Genomic DNA, 21455 nt, shown 5'->3' on the forward strand with positions numbered 1-21455 from the left:
GCAGGGTTGTCTGCGAAAGCGAAGTCCCTTTCGTCTAGAGGCCCAGGACACCGCCCTTTCACGGCGGTAACAGGGGTTCGAATCCCCTAAGGGACGCCACCTGCTGGTAATGAGTGAAAGGCGTTACCGATTGATATCTCAAAACTGACTGTAAAGTCGCGTTTGAGATATTTGCTCTTTAACAATCCGGAACAAGCTGAAAATTGAAACAGACACGCTGCTGTATTTCTCCGTAATAAGAAATGCGCGGTGTGTCAGAGTCTCTCAAACTCGCAGCACGAAGACTTCTTCGGGTTGTGAGGTTAAGCGAACAAGCGTACACGGTGGATGCCCTGGCAGTCAGAGGCGATGAAGGACGTGCTAATCTGCGAAAAGCGCCGGTAAGGTGATATGAACCGTTATAACCGGCGATGTCCGAATGGGGAAACCCGGTGCACTTCGGTGCATCATCGTTAGCTGAATACATAGGCTAACGAGGCGAACCGGGGGAACTGAAACATCTAAGTACCCCGAGGAAAAGAAATCAACCGAGATTCCCCCAGTAGCGGCGAGCGAACGGGGAACAGCCCAGAGCCTGAATCAGCTTGTGTGTCAGTGGAACGGTCTGGAAAGGCCGGCGATACAGGGTGACAGCCCCGTACACGAAGGCACACAGGCTGTGAGCTCGATGAGTAGGGCGGGACACGTGATATCCTGTCTGAAGATGGGGGGACCATCCTCCAAGGCTAAATACTCCTGACTGACCGATAGTGAACCAGTACCGTGAGGGAAAGGCGAAAAGAACCCCGGCGAGGGGAGTGAAACAGAACCTGAAACCGTGTACGTACAAGCAGTGGGAGCCTTCGTAAGAGGGTGACTGCGTACCTTTTGTATAATGGGTCAGCGACTTATATTCTGTAGCAAGGTTAACCGTATAGGGGAGCCGAAGGGAAACCGAGTCTTAACCGGGCGTTAAGTTGCAGGGTATAGACCCGAAACCCGGTGATCTAGCCATGGGCAGGTTGAAGGTTGGGTAACACTAACTGGAGGACCGAACCGACTAATGTTGAAAAATTAGCGGATGACCTGTGGCTGGGGGTGAAAGGCCAATCAAACCGGGAGATAGCTGGTTCTCCCCGAAAGCTATTTAGGTAGCGCCTCGTGAACTCATCTCCGGGGGTAGAGCACTGTTTCGGCTAGGGGGCCATCCCGGCTTACCAACCCGATGCAAACTGCGAATACCGGAGAATGTTATCACGGGAGACACACGGCGGGTGCTAACGTCCGTCGTGAAGAGGGAAACAACCCAGACCGCCAGCTAAGGTCCCAAAGTCATGGTTAAGTGGGAAACGATGTGGGAAGGCCCAGACAGCCAGGATGTTGGCTTAGAAGCAGCCATCATTTAAAGAAAGCGTAATAGCTCACTGGTCGAGTCGGCCTGCGCGGAAGATGTAACGGGGCTAAACCATGCACCGAAGCTGCGGCAGCGACGCTTATGCGTTGTTGGGTAGGGGAGCGTTCTGTAAGCCTGCGAAGGTGTGCTGTGAGGCATGCTGGAGGTATCAGAAGTGCGAATGCTGACATAAGTAACGATAAAGCGGGTGAAAAGCCCGCTCGCCGGAAGACCAAGGGTTCCTGTCCAACGTTAATCGGGGCAGGGTGAGTCGACCCCTAAGGCGAGGCCGAAAGGCGTAGTCGATGGGAAACAGGTTAATATTCCTGTACTTGGTGTTACTGCGAAGGGGGGACGGAGAAGGCTATGTCGGCCGGGCGACGGTTGTCCCGGTTTAAGCGTGTAGGCTGACTTTCCAGGCAAATCCGGAAAGTTAAGGCTGAGGCGTGATGACGAGGCACCACGGTGCTGAAGTGACAAATGCCCTGCTTCCAGGAAAAGCCTCTAAGCATCAGGTAACATCAAATCGTACCCCAAACCGACACAGGTGGTCAGGTAGAGAATACCAAGGCGCTTGAGAGAACTCGGGTGAAGGAACTAGGCAAAATGGTGCCGTAACTTCGGGAGAAGGCACGCTGACATGTAGGTGAAGCCCCTGCGGGTGGAGCTGAAGTCAGTCGAAGATACCAGCTGGCTGCAACTGTTTATTAAAAACACAGCACTGTGCAAACACGAAAGTGGACGTATACGGTGTGACGCCTGCCCGGTGCCGGAAGGTTAATTGATGGGGTTATCGCAAGAGAAGCTCCTGATCGAAGCCCCGGTAAACGGCGGCCGTAACTATAACGGTCCTAAGGTAGCGAAATTCCTTGTCGGGTAAGTTCCGACCTGCACGAATGGCGTAATGATGGCCAGGCTGTCTCCACCCGAGACTCAGTGAAATTGAACTCGCTGTGAAGATGCAGTGTACCCGCGGCAAGACGGAAAGACCCCGTGAACCTTTACTACAGCTTGACACTGAACATTGAGCCTTGATGTGTAGGATAGGTGGGAGGCTTTGAAGCGTGGACGCCAGTCTGCGTGGAGCCGACCTTGAAATACCACCCTTTAATGTTTGATGTTCTAACCTGGCGCCATAATCTGGCGTGGGGACAGTGTCTGGTGGGTAGTTTGACTGGGGCGGTCTCCTCCCAAAGTGTAACGGAGGAGCACGAAGGTCAGCTAATCCTGGTCGGACATCAGGAGGTTAGTGCAATGGCATAAGCTGGCTTGACTGCGAGAGTGACGGCTCGAGCAGGTGCGAAAGCAGGTCATAGTGATCCGGTGGTTCTGTATGGAAGGGCCATCGCTCAACGGATAAAAGGTACTCCGGGGATAACAGGCTGATACCGCCCAAGAGTTCATATCGACGGCGGTGTTTGGCACCTCGATGTCGGCTCATCACATCCTGGGGCTGAAGTAGGTCCCAAGGGTATGGCTGTTCGCCATTTAAAGTGGTACGCGAGCTGGGTTTAGAACGTCGTGAGACAGTTCGGTCCCTATCTGCCGTGGGCGCTGGAGAATTGAGGGGGGCTGCTCCCAGTACGAGAGGACCGGAGTGGACGCATCACTGGTGTTCGGGTTGTCATGCCAATGGCACTGCCCGGTAGCTAAATGCGGAAGAGATAAGTGCTGAAAGCATCTAAGCACGAAACTTGCCCCGAGATGAGTTCTCCCTGAGACTATAAGTCTCCTGAAGGAACGTTGAAGACGACGACGTTGATAGGCCGGGTGTGTAAGCGCAGCGATGCGTTGAGCTAACCGGTACTAATGAACCGTGAGGCTTAACCTTACAACGCCAAAGAAGTCTGGCGAGTAGAGAGACAATTCAGCTTGTGACGGATAAACGTTCATGGCGGAAGCGGTGAACGGAACAGAATTTGCCTGGCGGCTGTAGCGCGGTGGTCCCACCTGACCCCATGCCGAACTCAGAAGTGAAACGCCGTAGCGCCGATGGTAGTGTGGGGCCTCCCCATGCGAGAGTAGGGAACTGCCAGGCATCAGATAAACGGAAAAGCCTCATGCGAAAGCATGGGGCTTTTTTGTATGCCGGTCAGCAATGACGCGCGCCTGCGGGCAGAGTAAACCCGGTGCAGACAGACTGGATCGTCCCGCAACGGTAACGGGCCGGGACCCGCCGGCAGGACGTCTGTCCTTTACCACCAGATGCCAGCGAAAAGCCCCCGCTTTTGTTCTGCTGCACTTCAAAAATCTCGCCCCAAATTCCCTTCCATACCCTTCATTACACCCAGCCCTCTTCCCCGTGAAACATTTTCACCTTTCGTACTCCTGCTCGACATTCTCGCCATTCCTGGTTATTGTTGGCTGTCTGGATGTCTAAACGTATAAACGTATGTTGTGAGGAAAAAGGTTATGCCGATTCGGGTGCCTGATGAGTTACCAGCCGTCAACTTTCTGCGTCAGGAAAATGTCTTCGTGATGACAACATCACGCGCCAGCGTTCAGGAGATCCGTCCGCTTAAGGTGCTGATCCTGAATCTGATGCCCAAGAAAATCGAAACGGAAAATCAGTTCCTGCGCCTTCTTTCCAACTCACCTTTGCAGGTGGATATCCGTCTGCTGCGCATAGACAGCCGTGAGTCACGCAACACGCCTGCGGAGCATCTCAATAACTTCTACTGTAATTTCGAAGATATCTGCGACGAAAACTACGATGGTCTTATCGTTACCGGCGCGCCGCTGGGCCTCGTTGAGTTTAACGATGTTGCGTACTGGCCGCAGATCCAGCAGGTGCTGGAGTGGGCAAAAGAGCATGTTACCTCCACGCTTTTTGTCTGTTGGGCCGTCCAGGCGGCGTTAAATATCCTCTATGGCATCCCCAAGCAGACGCGCCAGGAGAAAATCTCCGGCGTTTACGAGCATCACATTACGCAGCCACATGCACTGCTGACAAAAGGGTTTGACGATACTTTTCTGGCACCGCATTCACGCTATGCCGATTTCCCGGCAGCGCTCATTCGTGACTACACCGATCTTGATATTCTGGCCGAATCGGAAGAGGGAGACGCCTACCTGTTCGCCAGCAAAGACAAACGTATTGCGTTCGTTACCGGCCACCCGGAGTACGACGCCCTGACCCTTGCCGGCGAATATTTCCGCGATGTTGAAGCAGGTCTGGCACCGCGCGTGCCGTATAACTATTTCCCGAATAACGATCCGACCAAAACGCCGCGCGCCACCTGGCGCAGCCACGGCAATCTGCTCTTTACTAACTGGCTCAACTACTACGTGTATCAGATCACGCCATACGATCTGCGCCATATGAACCCCACCCTCGAGTAATCTCCCGCGTACGCGATCCTTAAGCGTTTCAGCATACTTTATAAGGCACCTTCGGGTGCCTTTTTTATTTCCGAAAACCTCTTCATTATCAAAAATGACTTTAATTGTATTTTAATCAAAAACTTATACTGATAAAGAAATTAAAATGGAAATTGTTTTTGATTTTAGAAAAAGAATGAGTAGTCTTAATTGTGCTGTACGAAATCTGAACGTAAGAGATCGCGTACGTCTGCTATGGGGAATCTTTTGGATCAAAACCGAGGAGCGCTGCTATGAATCAACAGGCAATTACCGCAGAACTGGCTTTCAGCCAGCCTTTTGGCGAGCAGGAACGGCAGATCCTGACGCCGGAGGCCGTCGAGTTTCTTACTGAACTGGTGGCGCGTTTCACGCCACAACGTAACGATCTGCTCGCCGCACGGCAACAGGTGCAGAAAGAAATTGATGGCGGAAAGCTGCCAGACTTTCTTTCGGAAACAGCTTCCATAAGAAACAGTGACTGGAAAATTCGCGGCATTCCTGAAGATTTGCAAGACCGCCGCGTCGAAATCACCGGCCCGGTCGAGCGCAAAATGGTCATCAATGCGCTGAATGCTAACGTCAAAGTATTCATGGCGGATTTTGAAGATTCCCTGGCACCCGCCTGGAACAAAGTCATCGAAGGGCAGATCAACCTGCGTGATGCGATAAAGGGCACAATTACCTGGACCAACGAGGCGGGCAAAATTTATCAGCTCAAGCCTGACCCTGCTGTGCTTATCTGCCGTGTACGCGGCCTGCATCTGCCTGAAAAACATGTTACCTGGCGCGACGAACCCGTGCCTGGCAGCCTGTTTGATTTCGCGCTCTACTTCTTCCATAACTATAAAAATCTGCTGGCCAAAGGCAGCGGCCCCTATTTCTACCTGCCGAAAACGCAGTCCTGGCAGGAGGCGGCCTGGTGGAGCGACGTCTTCAGCTATGCCGAAGATCGCTTTAACCTGCCGCGCGGCACCATCAAAGCCACGCTGCTTATTGAAACGCTGCCTGCCGTTTTCCAGATGGACGAGATCCTGCACGCGCTGCGTGACCATATCGTCGGCCTCAACTGCGGCCGCTGGGATTACATCTTCAGCTATATCAAAACCCTTAAAAATCATCCCGACCGCGTCCTGCCGGACAGACAATCCGTCACCATGGATAAGCCTTTCCTGAGCGCTTATTCGCGGCTGCTCATTAAAACCTGTCATCGCCGGGGCGCGTTCGCGATGGGCGGCATGGCCGCGTTCATCCCGAGCAAAGATACCGAGCGCAATAACTGGGTGCTTAACAAAGTGAAGGCGGATAAAGAGCTGGAAGCCGCGAACGGTCACGACGGCACCTGGATTGCTCACCCCGGTCTTGGCGATACGGTCATGGCGGTTTTTGACGCCGCGCTGGGCGAGCATAAAAACCAACTGCATGTATTGCGTGAAAACGACGCGCCCATCACCGCCGCGCAACTGCTTGAGCCATGCCCTGGCGAGCGCACGGAAGAGGGAATGCGCGCCAATATTCGCGTGGCGGTGCAGTACATCGAAGCCTGGATTTCCGGCAACGGCTGCGTACCGATTTATGGCCTGATGGAAGATGCCGCGACGGCGGAAATCTCACGCACCTCCATCTGGCAGTGGATACACCACCAGAAAACGCTCAGCAACGGCAGCACAGTCACCAAAGATCTGTTCCGCCAGATGCTGGCCGAAGAGATGCGTGTCATTCAGGAGGAGCTTGGCGAGCAGCGCTACAGCCACGGCCGTTTTGACGAGGCCGCGCGCCTGATGGAGCAAATCACCACGTCTGATGAACTCATCGACTTCCTGACGCTGCCGGGCTATCGCCTGCTGGCCTGACCCTACACCACCACAACAACACGGAGCATCTGCCATGACAACAACACGTACCCAACAGATTCAGCAGTTAGAGCAGGAATGGACAAACCCGCGCTGGGAGGGCATTCGCCGCCCTTATAGCGCGCAGGATGTGGTGAAATTACGCGGTTCGGTCAATCCGGAATGCACGCTGGCGCAGCTTGGCGCGGCGAGAATGTGGCGTCTGCTGCATGGCGAGTCGAAAAAGGGCTACGTCAACAGCCTGGGCGCGCTGACCGGCGGGCAGGCATTGCAGCAGGCGAAAGCGGGGATCGAGGCGGTCTATCTCTCCGGCTGGCAGGTCGCGGCGGACGCCAACCTTGCCGCCAGCATGTATCCGGACCAGTCGCTCTATCCGGCGAACTCCGTGCCTGCGGTGGTTGAGCGGATCAACAACACGTTTCGTCGCGCCGATCAGATCCAGTGGGCTGCGGGCATTGAGCCTGGCGATCCGCGTTATGTCGACTATTTCCTGCCGATCGTGGCCGATGCCGAGGCGGGCTTCGGCGGCGTGCTGAATGCCTTTGAGCTGATGAAAGCGATGATTGAGGCTGGCGCTGCGGCGGTTCACTTTGAAGATCAGCTCGCCTCGGTGAAAAAGTGCGGTCATATGGGCGGCAAAGTGCTGGTGCCCACGCAGGAAGCTATTCAGAAACTGGTCGCCGCACGGCTCGCGGCAGACGTTATGGGCGTTCCGACGCTGCTGATTGCGCGCACCGACGCCGATGCGGCGGATCTCATCACCTCCGACTGCGATCCGTATGATAGTGAATTTATTACCGGCGAGCGTACCAGCGAAGGCTTCTTCCGTACCCGCGCGGGCGTCGAGCAGGCGATCAGCCGCGGGCTCGCCTATGCGCCGTATGCGGATCTGGTGTGGTGCGAAACCTCCACGCCGGATCTCGATCAGGCAAGACGTTTCGCCGAAGCTATCCACGCGCGCTTCCCCGGTAAGCTCTTGGCGTATAACTGCTCGCCGTCGTTCAACTGGAAGAAAAAGCTCGATGACAAAACCATCGCGTCTTTCCAGGAGGAGCTGTCGGCGATGGGGTACAAATACCAGTTCATTACGCTCGCGGGCATTCACAGCATGTGGTTCAACATGTTCGATCTCGCCCACGCCTACGCCCAGGGCGAAGGGATGCGGCATTACGTCGAGAAAGTGCAGCAGCCGGAATTTGCCGCGGGTAAAGAGGGCTACACCTTTGTGTCGCACCAGCAGGAGGTGGGCACCGGTTACTTTGATAATGTCACGACCATTATCCAGGGCGGCGTGTCATCCGTGACGGCGTTAACCGGCTCGACCGAAGAAGCGCAGTTCTGACGCTGCTTTAAGCGCAGCGCATGCACCGGTTGCCAGCGGCGGGTGCGCGTTGCTTACCCGCCCTACAGTCCACTGGATTTTGTGTAGGGTGGATAAGCGCAGCGCATCCACCGATTGTCAGCGGCGGGTGCGCGTCGTTACCCGCCCTACAACCGCTTTGATCCTGTGTAGGGTGGATAAGCGTAGCGCATCCACCGATCGTAGGCTGTGGGTGCGCGTGACTTATCTGCCATACCTTTTATTTTCACACACGGAGCCTGCCTATGCCGCCGCGTGGACTGGAGCTACTCATCGCCCAAACCATCCTGCAGGGGTTTGACGCGCAATATGGTCGTTTTCTGGAAATTACCGCGGGCGCGCAGCACCGCTTCGAGCAGGCCGACTGGCACGCCGTCCAGCAGGCGATGAAAAGCCGTATCCATCTCTACGATCACCATGTCGGGCTGGTGGTGGAGCAGTTGCGCTGCATTATGGAAGGCAAGGCTACCGACCCCGATTTTCTGCTGCGCGTGAAGCGTCACTACACCGACTTGCTTCCCGATTATCCACGCTTTGAAATCGCTGAAAGCTTTTTTAATTCGGTCTATTGCAGGCTTTATGATCACCGCTCGCTGACGCCAGACAGGCTGTTTATTTTCAGCTCCCAGCCCGAGCGACGTTTTCGCACCATGCCGCGACCGCTCGCGAAAAATTTTTTCCCGGAGCAGGGCTGGCAGCCGCTTCTGACCACCTTACTCACCGATCTCCCGCTGCGCCTGCCGTGGCAGGATCTGGCGCGCGACGTGCGCTACATCATCGCGCATCTCAATGAGACTCTCGGCCCGGCGCGCCTTGCGCAGGCGCATCTGGAAGTGGCGAACGAACTTTTTTACCGCAACAAAGCCGCGTGGCTGGTGGGCAAACTGCGCCTGCCTGACGCCACGCTGCCTTTTCTGCTGCCTGTCCACCGCAGCGACGACGGCGAACTGTTTGTCGACACCTGCCTTACCGGCAGCGCCGGGGCGAGCATCGTTTTCGGCTTCGCCCGCTCTTATTTCATGGTGTATGCGCCGCTGCCCGCCGCGCTTGTCGAATGGCTGCGCGAAATCCTGCCGGGCAAAACCACGGCTGAGCTCTATATGGCGATTGGCTGCCAGAAACACGCCAAAACCGAAAGCTACCGCGAATATCTCCACTATCTGCGTCACGCCGACGAGCAGTTTATCGAGGCGCCAGGCATTCGCGGCATGGTGATGCTGGTCTTCACGCTGCCGGGGTTTGATCGCGTCTTTAAAGTCATCAAAGACCGCTTCGCCCCGCAAAAAGAGATGAGCGAAGCGCATGTGCGCGCCTGCTACCAGCTGGTCAAAGAGCACGACCGCGTCGGGCGCATGGCGGATACTCAGGAGTTTGAAAACTTCGTCATTGAAAAACGCCGTATCAGCCCGGAACTGATGGCGCTGCTGCAACAGGAGGTCGGGCAGAAGCTCACCGACATGGGCGATAAAATCTCCATCAGCCATCTCTATATTGAGCGCCGGATGGTGCCGCTCAATATCTGGCTGGAGCAGGCGACGGGCCAGCAGCTGCGCGACGCCATCGAAGAGTATGGCAACGCCATCCGCCAGCTCGCCGCCGCCAACATCTTTCCCGGCGACATGCTGTTTAAAAACTTCGGCGTCACGCGCCACGGGCGGGTCGTGTTCTACGATTACGACGAGATCTGCTACATGACCGAAGTAAACTTTCGCGATATCCCGCCGCCGCGCTACCCGGAGGACGAGCTCAGCGCCGAGCCCTGGTACAGCGTAGCGCCCGGCGACGTCTTCCCGGAGGAGTTTCGCCACTGGCTCTGCGCCGACCCGAAAATCGGCCCGCTGTTTGAGGAGATGCATAGCGATCTGTTCAGCGCCAGCTACTGGCGCGCGCTACAGACGCGCATTCGTGAAGGGTATGTGGAGGATGTGTACGCGTACCGCCGCCGCCAGCGCTTTTGCGTGCGCTGGAAAAACCACAACGGCCACCCGGAGGCAGCCGTTTCAGCGATTGCGCCCTCTGCGGTGGGCGAAGGCTAAAGCGAAGGCGTCAGAAGGAGAACCTCTGACGCCCGCAGGCCATTTAACGAACGCCGCCGAAAGCCTGCGTCACTTCTTTTGCCGCGCGGATCACCATCGCGCCTAACTCCGTCACGCGATCGTCCGTCATGCGTGAAATCGGGCCGGAAATAGAGATCGCGGCGAACGCCTCGTGGTGCTCGTCGTAAATGCAGGCCGCCACGCAGCGCAGGCCAAGCGCGTGCTCTTCATCATCAAACGAATAGCCGCGCTTGCGCGTCTGGGCGAGATCGTCTTTCAGATGCGCAGGTGCCACCAGCGTCGCGTGCGTATAGGCTTTCAACCCCTGACGATGCAGCAGCGCGGAGACATCTTCATCGCTTAACTGCGACAAAAACGCTTTACCGGCACCGGACGCGTGCATCGGCAGCTTGCCGCCAATCGGCGCGGACATACGCATCAGCTGGGTACACTGGACCTGGTCGATAATAATGGCCTGATGGTCGCTCTTATCCAGCACGGCGAGGTTCACGGTTTCGCCGGACTCTTCCATCAGTTTGCGCAGAATCGGGTGGACAATCGCCAGCAGGTTGCGGCTTTGCAGAAAACTGCTGCCGATAATAAAGGCGTGCGCGCCGATGGCCCAGTGGCCTAAATCGCCGACCTGGCGCACAAAGCCCAGCTGCTGCATAGTCGTCAGCAGGCGGTGAGTGGTGGAATTCGGCAATCCGGCTTGCTGCGCCAGCTCCGTCAGCGCCACGCTACCCTGCGATTCAGCTATCCACTCCAGCAGTTTCAGGCCGCGCGTAAGCGACTGCACCTGGCCCGTTGCCTGCGGGGCGGCAGCAGCGGCGGCGTTGCGGGGCTTTTTGCCACGTTTAGCGGGTACGGTAGCGACCATAGCGGCCTCCTTTTCTGTATCGTGGAAATCATTTTCGTTTTATTTGGCGATAATGCAACCGCCAGGCAACTCATCGGAGCAGTCAATAATGAACATGTCTCAAGTTGCCGTCGCTCGCCTTCCCCGGCCGATCGCTTTATGCCAGTATGGTTTGCTGGCCTTTCCGGCCTGGGTTTTGTCGAGTATCAGGAGCACATGTGAGTAGCAAATCTGAACAGCTGCACCGGCAATTAGCGGAACGCATTATGGTGCTGGACGGCGGTATGGGCACTATGATCCAGAGCTACCGTCTGGATGAAGAGGATTTCCGCGGCGAGCGTTTCGCCGACTGGCCGTGCGATCTTAAAGGTAACAATGACCTGCTGGTACTCACTAAGCCAGATATCATCGCCGCTATCCACTACGCCTACTTTGAAGCGGGCGCCGATATCATCGAGACCAATACCTTTAACTCGACGACCATCGCGATGGCCGATTACCAGATGGAATCGCTGTCGGCGGAAATCAACTACGAAGCCGCGAAGCTGGCCCGCGCCTGCGCCGATGAATGGACGGCGCGCACGCCGGAAAAACCGCGTTACGTGGCAGGTGTGTTAGGGCCTACTAACCGTACAGCGTCGATTTCTCCTGATGTTAACGACCCGGCCTTCCGTAATATTACTTTTGATCAGCTGGTGGAGGCTTACCGCGAATCCACGCGCGCGCTGATTGAGGGCGGCGCAGATCTGATTCTCATCGAAACGGTCTTCGATACGCTTAACGCCAAGGCCGCGATTTTCGCCGTGAAGGCGGAGTTCGAGGCGCTCGGCGTCGAGCTGCCCATCATGATCTCCGGCACAATCACCGACGCCTCGGGCCGCACGCTGTCGGGCCAGACCACCGAGGCGTTTTATAACTCGCTGCGCCATGCTGACGCGCTCACCTTCGGCCTTAACTGCGCGCTGGGCCCGGACGAGCTGCGCCAGTACGTGGCGGAGCTGTCGCGCATCGCCGAGTGCTACGTCACCGCGCACCCCAACGCGGGCCTGCCCAATGCCTTCGGGGAATATGATTTAGACGCTGACGTGATGGCCGCGCAAATCCGCGAGTGGGCGCAGTCAGGATTTCTGAATATTGTCGGCGGCTGCTGCGGCACCACGCCGGAGCATATCGCAGCGATGAGCCGCGCGGTGGAAGGTTTACCGCCGCGTAAACTGCCGGATATTCCCGTCGCCTGCCGTCTGGCGGGCCTTGAGCCGCTCAACATCGGCGACGATTCGCTGTTTGTGAACGTCGGCGAGCGTACCAACGTCACCGGCTCGGCCAAATTTAAGAGGTTGATTAAAGAAGAGAAATACAGCGAAGCGCTGGACGTGGCGCGCCAGCAGGTCGAAAACGGCGCGCAGATTATCGATATCAACATGGATGAGGGGATGCTCGACGCCGAAGCGGCGATGGTGCGTTTCCTCAACCTTATCGCGGGTGAGCCAGACATCGCCCGCGTGCCGATTATGATCGACTCCTCGAAATGGGACGTTATCGAAAAAGGCCTGAAATGCATTCAGGGCAAAGGCATCGTTAACTCGATCTCCATGAAAGAGGGCGTCGAGGCGTTCGTGCATCACGCGAAGCTGGTGCGCCGCTATGGCGCGGCGGTGGTAGTGATGGCGTTTGACGAAGTGGGCCAGGCCGACACCCGCGAGCGTAAAATTGAAATTTGCCGCCGCGCTTACAAAATCCTCACCGAAGAGGTCGGCTTCCCGCCGGAAGATATTATCTTCGACCCGAACATTTTCGCGGTCGCGACCGGCATCGATGAGCACAACAACTACGCGCAGGATTTTATCGGCGCGTGTGAAGACATTAAACGCGAGCTGCCGCATGCGCTGATCTCCGGCGGCGTCTCTAACGTCTCGTTCTCGTTTCGCGGCAACGACCCGGTGCGCGAGGCGATCCACGCCGTGTTCCTCTACTACGCCATCCGCAACGGCATGGACATGGGTATCGTTAACGCCGGGCAACTGGCGATTTACGACGATCTGCCCACCGAGCTGCGCGACGCGGTAGAAGACGTCATCCTTAACCGCCGTGCCGATGGCACCGAGCGGCTGTTGGCGCTTGCCGAAAAGTACCGCGGCAGCAAAGCGGATAACGCGGCAGATGCCCAGCAGGCGGAATGGCGCACGTGGGATGTCAAAAAGCGCCTTGAGTATTCACTGGTCAAAGGCATTACCGAGTTTATCGAGCAGGATACCGAAGAGGCGCGCCAGCAGGCGGCCCGCCCGATTGAGGTCATTGAAGGCCCGCTGATGGACGGCATGAACGTGGTCGGCGATCTGTTCGGCGAGGGCAAAATGTTCCTGCCACAGGTGGTGAAATCGGCCCGCGTGATGAAACAAGCGGTGGCGTATCTTGAGCCGTACATCCAGGCCAGTAAAGAAGTGGGCAAGAGCAACGGCAAAATCGTGCTTGCGACCGTGAAAGGCGATGTCCACGACATCGGCAAAAACATCGTTGGCGTGGTGTTGCAGTGCAACAACTACGAGATTATCGATCTCGGCGTGATGGTGCCGACGGATAAAATCCTCAAAACCGCGCGTGAAGTGAACGCCGATATTATCGGGCTTTCCGGGCTCATCACGCCGTCGCTTGATGAGATGGTCAATGTGGCGAAAGAGATGGAGCGTCAGGGCTTTACGCTGCCGCTGCTCATCGGCGGCGCGACCACCTCGAAAGCCCATACGGCGGTGAAAATCGAGCAGAACTACAGCGGGCCGACGGTCTATGTCCAGAACGCCTCACGTACCGTGGGCGTGGTCTCTGCGCTGCTCTCAGACACGCTGCGTGACGATTTCGTCGCACGCACCCGCAAAGAGTATGAAACCGTGCGCATTCAGCACGGGCGCAAAAAACCGCGCACGCCGCCGGTGACGCTCGCCGCCGCGCGTGAAAACGATCTGGCGTTTGACTGGCGAAGCTACACGCCGCCCGCCGCGCACCGTCTGGGCGTCGAAGAAGTAACAGCAAGCATCGAGACGCTGCGCAACTACATCGACTGGACGCCGTTCTTTATGACCTGGTCGCTCGCCGGGAAATACCCGCGCATTCTGGAAGATGAGGTTGTGGGCGAAGAGGCGCAGCGCCTGTTTAAAGACGCCAACGAGATGCTCGACAAACTGAGCGCCGAAAAATCCCTGACGCCGCGCGGCGTGGTGGGGCTTTTCCCGGCGAACCGCGTGGGTGACGATATCGAAATCTACCGCGACGAGACCCGCACGCATGTGTTGTCAGTAAGTCATCACTTACGTCAGCAGACCGAGAAAGTGGGCTTTGCGAACTACTGTCTGGCCGATTTCGTCGCGCCAAAACACAGCGGCAAAGCAGACTACCTCGGCGCGTTCGCCGTGACCGGCGGGCTGGAGGAAGACGCGCTGGCGGAGGCCTTCGACGCGCAGCATGATGATTACAATAAAATCATGGTTAAAGCGGTGGCCGACCGTCTGGCGGAAGCGTTCGCCGAGTATCTGCATGAGCGCGTGCGTAAAGTGCTGTGGGGCTACGCGCCGTATGAAAACCTTAGTAATGAGGAGCTCATCCGCGAAAATTATCAGGGCATTCGCCCGGCGCCGGGTTATCCCGCCTGCCCGGAGCACACCGAGAAATCGGTTATCTGGGATCTGCTGGACGTGGAAAACCGCATCGGCATGAAACTCACGGAGTCCTACGCCATGTGGCCAGGCGCGTCAGTCTCCGGCTGGTATTTCAGCCACCCGGAAAGCAAATATTTCGCCGTGGCGCAGATCCAGCGCGACCAGGTGGAAGATTACGCGCAGCGCAAAGGGATGAGCGTGAGCGAGGTAGAGCGGTGGCTCGCGGCGAACCTTGGTTACGACGCCGATTAGTTTCGGATTAGGCCTGTAAGACGAACACGCCGGTGGGTGCGCACGGCTTACCCACCCTACAACTGAAGCGTAGGGCGGGTAAGCGCAGCGCACCCGCCGTTCCCGTCATTATCCAACAACCACCATTTCCGCGATCCTCAACGCGCTGGTGGGTGCGCGTTGCTTACCCACCCTACAACTGAAACGTAGGGCGGGTAAGCGTAGCGCACCCGCCGTTCCGTCATTATCCAACAACCACCATTTCCGCGATCCTCAACGCGCCGGTGGGTGCGCACGGCTTACCCACCCTACAACTGACGCGTAGGGCGGGTAAACGCAGCGCACCCGCCGTTCCGTCATGATCCAGCACCCATCATTCCCGCCTAATTCAACTCCCGGTTGACCCTTCATATACCCACCCGCCAATACTTCCTCCGGTTAATTACTTATACTCATCAAAGGAGCGGCATCGCGCCTGCTTCTTAGGAAAACACAACGATAAGGAGAAGCCGTGTTAACGCTGTTACACCTGCTTTCTGCTGTGGCGCTGCTCGTCTGGGGCACTCACATCGTGCGTACCGGCGTCATGCGCGTCTTCGGCGCGCGCTTAAGAAGCGTGCTCAGCCGCAGCGTTGAGAAAAAACCGCTCGCCTTCTGCGCGGGCATTGGCGTGACGGCGCTGGTGCAGAGCAGCAACGCCACCACGCTGCTTGTCACCTCGTTCGTCGCGCAGGATCTGGTGGCGCTGACGCCCGCGCTCGTCATCGTGCTTGGCGCGGATGTCGGTACGGCGCTCATGGCGCGCGTGCTCACCTTCGATCTCTCGTGGCTCTCGCCGCTGTTGATTTTTATCGGCGTCATCTTCTTTCTGGGCCGTAAACAGAGCCGCGCCGGCCAGCTCGGGCGCGTCGCTATCGGCCTCGGGCTGATTTTGCAGGCGCTGGAGCTCATCGTGCAGGCGGTTACGCCCATCACCAACGCCTCTGGCGTACAGGTGATTTTCGCCTCGCTCACCGGCGATATCATGCTCGACGCGCTGATAGGCGCGGTGTTCGCGGTCATCAGCTACTCAAGCCTGGCGGCGGTTCTGCTCACCGCGACGCTCACCGCCACGGATGTCATCTCCTTTCAGGTGGCGCTCTGTCTGGTGATTGGCGCAAACCTCGGCTCCGGCCTGCTCGCGATGCTCAACAACGGTGCCGCCAGCCCGGCGGCGCGGCGTGTGGCGCTCGGCAGTCTGCTGTTTAAGCTGGTGGGCAGCGTGCTGGTACTGCCTTTCGTGCCGCTGCTGGCGCAATCCCTGCACAGGCTGCCGGTAGAGGAATCGGAGCTGGTTATCTATTTCCACGTCTTCTATAACCTCATCCGTTGCCTGGTGATGGTGCCCTTCGCGGGCATGATGGCGCGTCTCTGTCAGCGCATCATCCCGGACGCCCCGGAAACCGATCTGCGCATGAAGCCCCGGCATCTTGACCCGAGCGCGCTGGACACGCCAGCGCTGGGCCTCGCCAACGCCGCGCGCGAAACGCTGCGCATCGGCGACGTGCTGGAGCAGATGCTGGAGGTCTACGGCAAAGTGATGCATGGCGAACCGCGTCAGGAGAAGACACTGCGGCGGCTCGCCGACGACGTGGATGTGCTCTACACCGCCATTAAGCTTTATATGGCGCGCATGCCGAAAGAAGATCTGGCGGAAGATGAGGCGAAGCGCTGGGCGGAAATCATTGAAATGTCGCTAAATCTTGAACAGGCGGCGGATATTCTGGAGCGTATGGGCAGCGAAGTGGCGAATAAATCGCTGGCCGCGCGCCGCGCGTTTTCACCAGAAGGCGTGAAAGAGCTGGATACGCTGCTGGAGAAACTGACCGCCAACCTGAAGCTCAGCCTGTCGGTCTTTTTCGCGGGTGACGTACAAAGCGCTCGCCGCCTGCGACGCCATAAGCACCGTTTTCGCATTCTCAACCGCCGTTACGCGCACGCCCATGTGGACCGGCTGCATCAGCAAAACGTGCAGAGTATCGAAACCAGCTCGCTGCATCTGGGGTTGCTTGGCGATATGAAGCGACTCAACTCGCTGTTCTGCGCCGTGGCCTACAGCATCCTCGAACAGCCGGATGACGATGAGGAGCGGCTGGAAGAGTAGCCTTACAAAGCCGCTTTTATGATTTAACCGTTAAACCGAGACCCAACGCTTTCATCACTGCCAGCGTGGTTTTAAGCGTTGGGTTGCCTTTATCACTGAAAGAACGGTACAGCTGTTCACGCGACAGCCCTGTCTGAGCGGCGATATGCGACATGCCTTTAGCGCGCGCGACGACGCCCAGCGCCTTTGCAATATGTCCGGCGTCGCCAGTTTCGAGCGCGTCCGCCATAAAGAAGGCGATCTCCTCATCATCTACCAGCGCCGCTGCGGGATCGTATTCGGTCAGCTTCATCACATTATCTCCACTGGTTCTCTGGCAGGTCAGCCAGCATTTTCGCAAGAAGAATGTCTTTATCCTGCGTGTGCTTATCACCACCACAAAGCAAAATGACAATCACCTCGCCGTGTTGTTTGAAATAAATCCGGTCACCCGCGCCGTAGTGAATACGCAGTTCACTGATGCCTGCGCCGACGGGCTTAACATCACCAGGCAAACCATTAGCCAGCCGAAAAAGCCGCGCGGCAATCATCGTTTTTACCCGCTGGTCTTTCAGACTGGCTTGCCAACGGCGGAATACCTCAGTTTGAAAAATATGCTTCATAACGCTCCCTGTATTTTAAAAACTACATGCGAATTCTACAAGTCTGCTCAGGGAGAATAAGTTTCATAAAAAAGGGAACAAAGGCGTCAGTAATGAATCTGGAAGACATGCCGAAAGATGCCAAAAAACCTCGCTGATGGCGGGGTTTTTTATTTTATCGTGAAAGCTGGACGCTGTTTTTTATACCCATAAAGGTATAATCAGAGGGAACGCAACATGATAAAACCGTTGTTTTGGGTCGGGCAGGCCAGAAAAGATCTTCAGGCGCTGCCGGAGGATGTACAGGATCTTTTTGGCTATGCGCTTTATCTGGCGCAGCAGGGTAGACGCCATCCGCAGGCCAGGCCGCTTAAAGGTTTTGGCGGCGCGGGTGTACTTGAGGTGGTGGAGGATTATCAGGGGAATGCCTTTCGGGCGGTCTATACCGTGTGCCTGAAAGATGCGATTTATGTCCTGCACGTATTCCAGAAAAAATCCTCTTCCGGGATTGCCACGCCCCGCCCGGAGATGGAAAAAATTGAACAACGACTGAAAGCCGCGCAACGCCACGCCGGAGGGCTGAAATGACAGCAGACATTGAACGCAGTAACGGAAATGTGTATGACGATCTCGGGCTTATCGACGCCGAAGAGATGCAGCTAAAAGCGCAGCTCGCTATGGCCGTTAGCGACATTCTTAAAGCGCGCGGCTTAACCCAGCAGGAGGCGGCCCGTCTTCTGGGCATGACCCAGCCAAAACTTTCTTTATTACTTCGCGGCCAGTTTCGCGGGATCAGCGAAACGAAAATGATGGCCTGCCTGATGCTCCTCGGGCGGGATATCAGTATCGTCGTCGGCGAAGCACAACAGGCGCGCGGAAAAATGCGCCTGATTTATGAGCCAGCCTGACACAGGACAGCGCTCGTGGCTGCGCGTTAACGCCGTCCCCGCACGGGCGTGCTGGCGGACCATGAAAAGGTCGCGTCGCTGTCCGGTTTATACGCCTGCGCTTTTTTCTGTTTGCGCGTCTGCTTCGCCGCCTGTTCGCGCTGCGCCATCAGCTTGTCGATATACTCTTTTTTGACGTGGTTGGCTTCGGAATTGGTAAGCGGGCGGCCATGGGCGATGCGGGCGCGGTCGAGCAGGGTTTTTAATTCGCGCTGTTCGCTTTCCGTCATCTCTTTCTGGGTCAGTCGGGGCAGGGACATAGTGGCGACTCCTCAGGGGGTGAGCCGCCAGTGTAACGCAACGCCGCCGCTAACTCAGTAAATAAGCCCGGTTTCGCCGGGCTTATTTGGTTAGCGTGCTGTACGCCGCGCGTTTTTGTCGACCGGTTTGCCGGACCAGTAGCCCGCGAGCAGCGAGCCGGAGAGGTTATGCCAAACCGAGAACAGCGCGCCGGGCAGGGCCGCGAGCGGCGAGAAATAGAGTTTGCCGAGCGCGGCGGCAAGCCCGGAGTTTTGCATCCCGACTTCAATCGCCAGCGTCCGGCAGGTGGATTCGTCAAAGCCGAAGAGACGCCCGCCCCAGTAACCGCCGAGCAGGCCGATACTGTTATGCAGAATCACCGCCACAATCACCATCAGCCCGACCGACGCGATATGCGAGGCGGAACCCGCCACCACGGCGCTGATAATCGCCAGAATACACACCATGGAAAACGCGGGCAGGTAAGGCTCCACCGCTTTCACCACACGCGGGAACAGGTGATGCACGATAAGCCCGAGCGCAATCGGGATCACCACGATTTGCAGAATGCTCAGCAGCATCCCCATCACATCGACCTGAATATGCGCGTCAACATAGAGGCGCGTCAGCAGCGGCGTGGCGACCACGCCTACCAGCGTTGAGACCGACGAAATGGTCACCGACAGCGCCACGTCACCTTTCGCCAGATAGATCATGACGTTAGACGCCGTACCGCTCGCCACGCTCCCCACCAGCACCATACCGGCGGAGAGATCCGGCGGCATATGAAACAGCATCGCCAGCAGCCAGGCGGCCAGCGGCATTACCAGATAGTGCAGGAAAATCCCTGCGGCCACCGGCGCGGGGCGCGACAGCACGCGTTTGAAATCATCGAGTTTCAGGTGTACGCCCATACCAAACATAATCAGCATCAATAACGTGCTGACCCACGGGCCGATGGGCGTAAACGTGGCGGGCGTGTAATACGCAATAACCGAGAGCAGCAGCGCCCAGAGCGGGAACAGCCGGGTGAGTGTCGCGAGCATCGTGTTTTCCTTGCACCCCGTGGCGAACCGTCGTCGTAACGCGGCATCGCCGGGGAGAATGTTGTGTTGTGTCGTTATAAACAGGCCGGGATCGAGCCCGGCCATTGGTATTGTTTATCGTGCGAGGGAAAGTTATTCAAACAAATTATGATGAAAAGCCCTCATTCAGGGGCTTTAACCTGCTCCCAGCTCAGCCCAAAACGCGCCAGATATTTACGCAGCCGGTCGGCGTCGTTCGGGTTGGCTTTCTTCTGGCGCGAAACCGCAAACAGCGTGCGTCCGGCCTCAGAGAGCGAGGCGCTACGCCTGCACACGGCAACAACCGCCGCCAGCTGATCCTGGTCGAAGAGATCGAGCGTTGCGGTATCAACAGGCAGCGCGGCGGCAGGGTCTGCGAGCGGCCGCCAGCTCGCGGTAAGACGGCCGATTTCTTCCTCGACTAACGCGTCGGTAATGCGTCCCTGTTCGGCAAGCGTCGCCATGCGTGCCACCGAGCTGCCCAGTTCGCGAAAGTTGCCCGGCCAGCGCGCCTGCGGCGAGCAGGCGAAGGCGAGATAATTTTCGCGCGCCGTTTTATCAAAGCGGATCTGCGTCTGCTGCTGCGCCGAGAAGCGCTGTAGCTCATACTCCACGTTTGGCGCGATATCCTCGCGGCGCTCGGCGAGGCCCGGCAGCGCGAAGGCCCACATATTAATACGCGCAAAGAGATCTTCACGAAAGCGGCCTTCGGCGACCCATCGCGCCATGTCGCGGTGCGTACCGGCGATCAGCTGAAAATCGCTCTGCACTTCTTTATCCGCGCCGAACGGGAAAAAGGTCTTTTCCTCAATAGCTTTCAGCAGCATCGCCTGTTCATCGAGCCCCAGCTCAGCGATTTCATCCAGAAACAGCACGCCGCCGTCGGCCTCGCGCAGAAGCCCTGGCCGCGCCTGCTGCGCGCCGGTAAACGCGCCCTTCACGTGGCCAAAGAGCGTCGACATCGCGTTATCGCCGCGAAGCGTCGCGCAGTTCACGGAGACCAGTTTTCCCTGCACCAGATGCCGCGCCTGGCGCAGCTGGAAAATGCGCTTTGCGAGAAACGATTTCCCCGCGCCGGTCGGCCCCGTCAGCAGAATCGGCGCGGTGGATCGCAGCGCCACGCGCTCGATCTGGTCGATCAGACGGTTAAACGTGGCGTTACGGGTGTCGATGCCGGATTTGAGGAACGACACCGACTGCTGCTGCTCGCGCTGGAAGCGGCTGGTCAGCGTCGCATAGCGGCTTAAATCGAGATCGATGACCGACGTCGTGCCGATGGTTTTCTGCGCTTCATCGTCGCCCTGACGATCGGGGCTGGTCTGTAACAGCGCCGCCGGGAGATACCGCGCTTCGGTCAGCAGGAACCAGCAGATCTGCGCCACGTGCGTGCCTGTTGTGATATGCACCAGATACTCTTCGTTATCGGTATCAAAGGGATAGCGCGTGGCGAAATCCAGCAGCGCGGCGTACACCTCCTCGAAATCCCACGGATCGTCCATCACCACGGTGTGCGGGCGTACTTCGGTATGCGGCGAGACGGCGGCGATATCTTCTGTGACCCGCTCTGCGAGCGACGCGTCGCGCGCCTGGTACAGCAGTTCAAAGCGGTCGACAGGCAAACCGGGCTGCTGGCACAGCGCGACGGACGGACGCCATTTATTCCAGCGGTTGGCGCGCTTACCGCGCCGGTCCAGTACGGTGCCCAGCATGCCAATCACCACGCGACGCTTTTGCATCTCTTATCCTTAAAGATAAATAA

The 21455-nt window shown here is 57.5% G+C and carries 14 protein-coding genes, 1 tRNA gene and 2 rRNA genes; 11 read left to right on the plus strand and 6 right to left on the minus strand.

The window, feature by feature from the left end; all coding sequences use genetic code 11:
* Positions 1 to 23: 23 nt before the first annotated feature.
* The 7 genes from CSK29544_RS06620 to aceK all read left to right on the plus strand — a co-directional run bounded on the left by CSK29544_RS06620 (position 24) and on the right by aceK (position 9981).
* Positions 24 to 99 (plus strand) — tRNA-Glu (locus CSK29544_RS06620).
* A gap of 201 nt (positions 100 to 300) precedes the next feature.
* Positions 301 to 3203, plus strand: a 23S ribosomal RNA gene (locus CSK29544_RS06625).
* Positions 3204 to 3294: 91 nt separating this feature from the next.
* Positions 3295 to 3410 (plus strand): 5S ribosomal RNA (gene rrf, locus CSK29544_RS06630).
* Between the two features lie 374 nt (positions 3411 to 3784).
* Entirely contained in the window at positions 3785 to 4714 is a 930-nt protein-coding gene (gene metA / locus CSK29544_RS06635; RefSeq protein WP_012123595.1) for a homoserine O-acetyltransferase MetA, read from the plus strand.
* A 272-nt stretch (positions 4715 to 4986) separates the two neighbouring features.
* Entirely contained in the window at positions 4987 to 6585 is a 1599-nt protein-coding gene (gene aceB / locus CSK29544_RS06640) for a malate synthase A (RefSeq protein WP_007891567.1), read from the plus strand.
* A gap of 34 nt (positions 6586 to 6619) precedes the next feature.
* Positions 6620 to 7927, plus strand: a complete 1308-nt coding sequence (gene aceA / locus CSK29544_RS06645) for an isocitrate lyase (protein WP_007702409.1) — start codon at positions 6620 to 6622, stop codon at positions 7925 to 7927.
* Positions 7928 to 8190: 263 nt separating this feature from the next.
* Positions 8191 to 9981, plus strand: coding sequence for a bifunctional isocitrate dehydrogenase kinase/phosphatase (gene aceK / locus CSK29544_RS06650; protein ID WP_029039416.1), 1791 nt, complete (start codon positions 8191 to 8193; stop codon positions 9979 to 9981).
* A gap of 43 nt (positions 9982 to 10024) precedes the next feature.
* Here aceK and iclR read toward each other — a convergent pair whose 3' ends face one another.
* Positions 10025 to 10861, minus strand: a complete 837-nt coding sequence (iclR, locus tag CSK29544_RS06655; protein WP_004387513.1) for a glyoxylate bypass operon transcriptional repressor IclR — start codon at positions 10859 to 10861, stop codon at positions 10025 to 10027.
* A 197-nt stretch (positions 10862 to 11058) separates the two neighbouring features.
* Between iclR and metH the strand changes: the two genes are divergently transcribed.
* Both metH and CSK29544_RS06665 read left to right on the plus strand, forming a co-directional pair.
* On the plus strand, positions 11059 to 14742 hold the full coding sequence (metH, locus tag CSK29544_RS06660; protein WP_007891563.1) for a methionine synthase: 3684 nt from the start codon (positions 11059 to 11061) through the stop codon (positions 14740 to 14742).
* Positions 14743 to 15232: 490 nt separating this feature from the next.
* Complete coding sequence (locus tag CSK29544_RS06665) at positions 15233 to 16864, plus strand: Na/Pi cotransporter family protein (RefSeq protein WP_007891561.1); 1632 nt, start codon at positions 15233 to 15235, stop codon at positions 16862 to 16864.
* Between the two features lie 16 nt (positions 16865 to 16880).
* Here the strand turns inward: CSK29544_RS06665 and CSK29544_RS06670 are convergent, their stop codons facing one another.
* Together CSK29544_RS06670 and CSK29544_RS06675 are read right to left on the minus strand one after the other, a co-directional pair.
* The gene (locus CSK29544_RS06670; RefSeq protein ID WP_007852536.1) at positions 16881 to 17156 is read right to left on the minus strand and encodes an addiction module antidote protein; all 276 of its coding nucleotides are present in this window, start codon (positions 17154 to 17156) and stop codon (positions 16881 to 16883) included.
* A gap of 4 nt (positions 17157 to 17160) precedes the next feature.
* Positions 17161 to 17466, minus strand: coding sequence for a type II toxin-antitoxin system RelE/ParE family toxin (locus CSK29544_RS06675; protein ID WP_029039415.1), 306 nt, complete (start codon positions 17464 to 17466; stop codon positions 17161 to 17163).
* Between the two features lie 216 nt (positions 17467 to 17682).
* Between CSK29544_RS06675 and CSK29544_RS06680 the strand changes: the two genes are divergently transcribed.
* Entirely contained in the window at positions 17683 to 18033 is a 351-nt protein-coding gene (locus tag CSK29544_RS06680; protein WP_007891559.1) for a type II toxin-antitoxin system RelE/ParE family toxin, read from the plus strand.
* A complete protein-coding gene (locus CSK29544_RS06685) occupies positions 18030 to 18353 on the plus strand; it encodes a helix-turn-helix domain-containing protein (protein ID WP_007891558.1) in 324 nt (107 codons plus the stop codon). The genes CSK29544_RS06680 and CSK29544_RS06685 overlap by 4 nt, the downstream gene beginning before the upstream one ends.
* 26 nt (positions 18354 to 18379) lie before the next feature.
* Here CSK29544_RS06685 and CSK29544_RS06690 read toward each other — a convergent pair whose 3' ends face one another.
* From CSK29544_RS06690 to rtcR, 3 genes are all read right to left on the minus strand, one after another.
* A complete protein-coding gene (locus CSK29544_RS06690; protein WP_007702377.1) occupies positions 18380 to 18652 on the minus strand; it encodes a YjbD family protein in 273 nt (90 codons plus the stop codon).
* A gap of 90 nt (positions 18653 to 18742) precedes the next feature.
* The gene (gene panS, locus CSK29544_RS06695; protein WP_007891556.1) at positions 18743 to 19678 is read right to left on the minus strand and encodes a ketopantoate/pantoate/pantothenate transporter PanS; all 936 of its coding nucleotides are present in this window, start codon (positions 19676 to 19678) and stop codon (positions 18743 to 18745) included.
* A 161-nt stretch (positions 19679 to 19839) separates the two neighbouring features.
* Positions 19840 to 21432 (minus strand): RNA repair transcriptional activator RtcR, encoded by a 1593-nt coding sequence (rtcR, locus tag CSK29544_RS06700; protein ID WP_007891554.1) that lies wholly within the window; start codon positions 21430 to 21432, stop codon positions 19840 to 19842.
* Positions 21433 to 21455 lie beyond the last annotated feature (23 nt).

This window comes from Cronobacter sakazakii (assembly GCF_000982825.1).
GTDB lineage: Bacteria > Pseudomonadota > Gammaproteobacteria > Enterobacterales > Enterobacteriaceae > Cronobacter > Cronobacter sakazakii.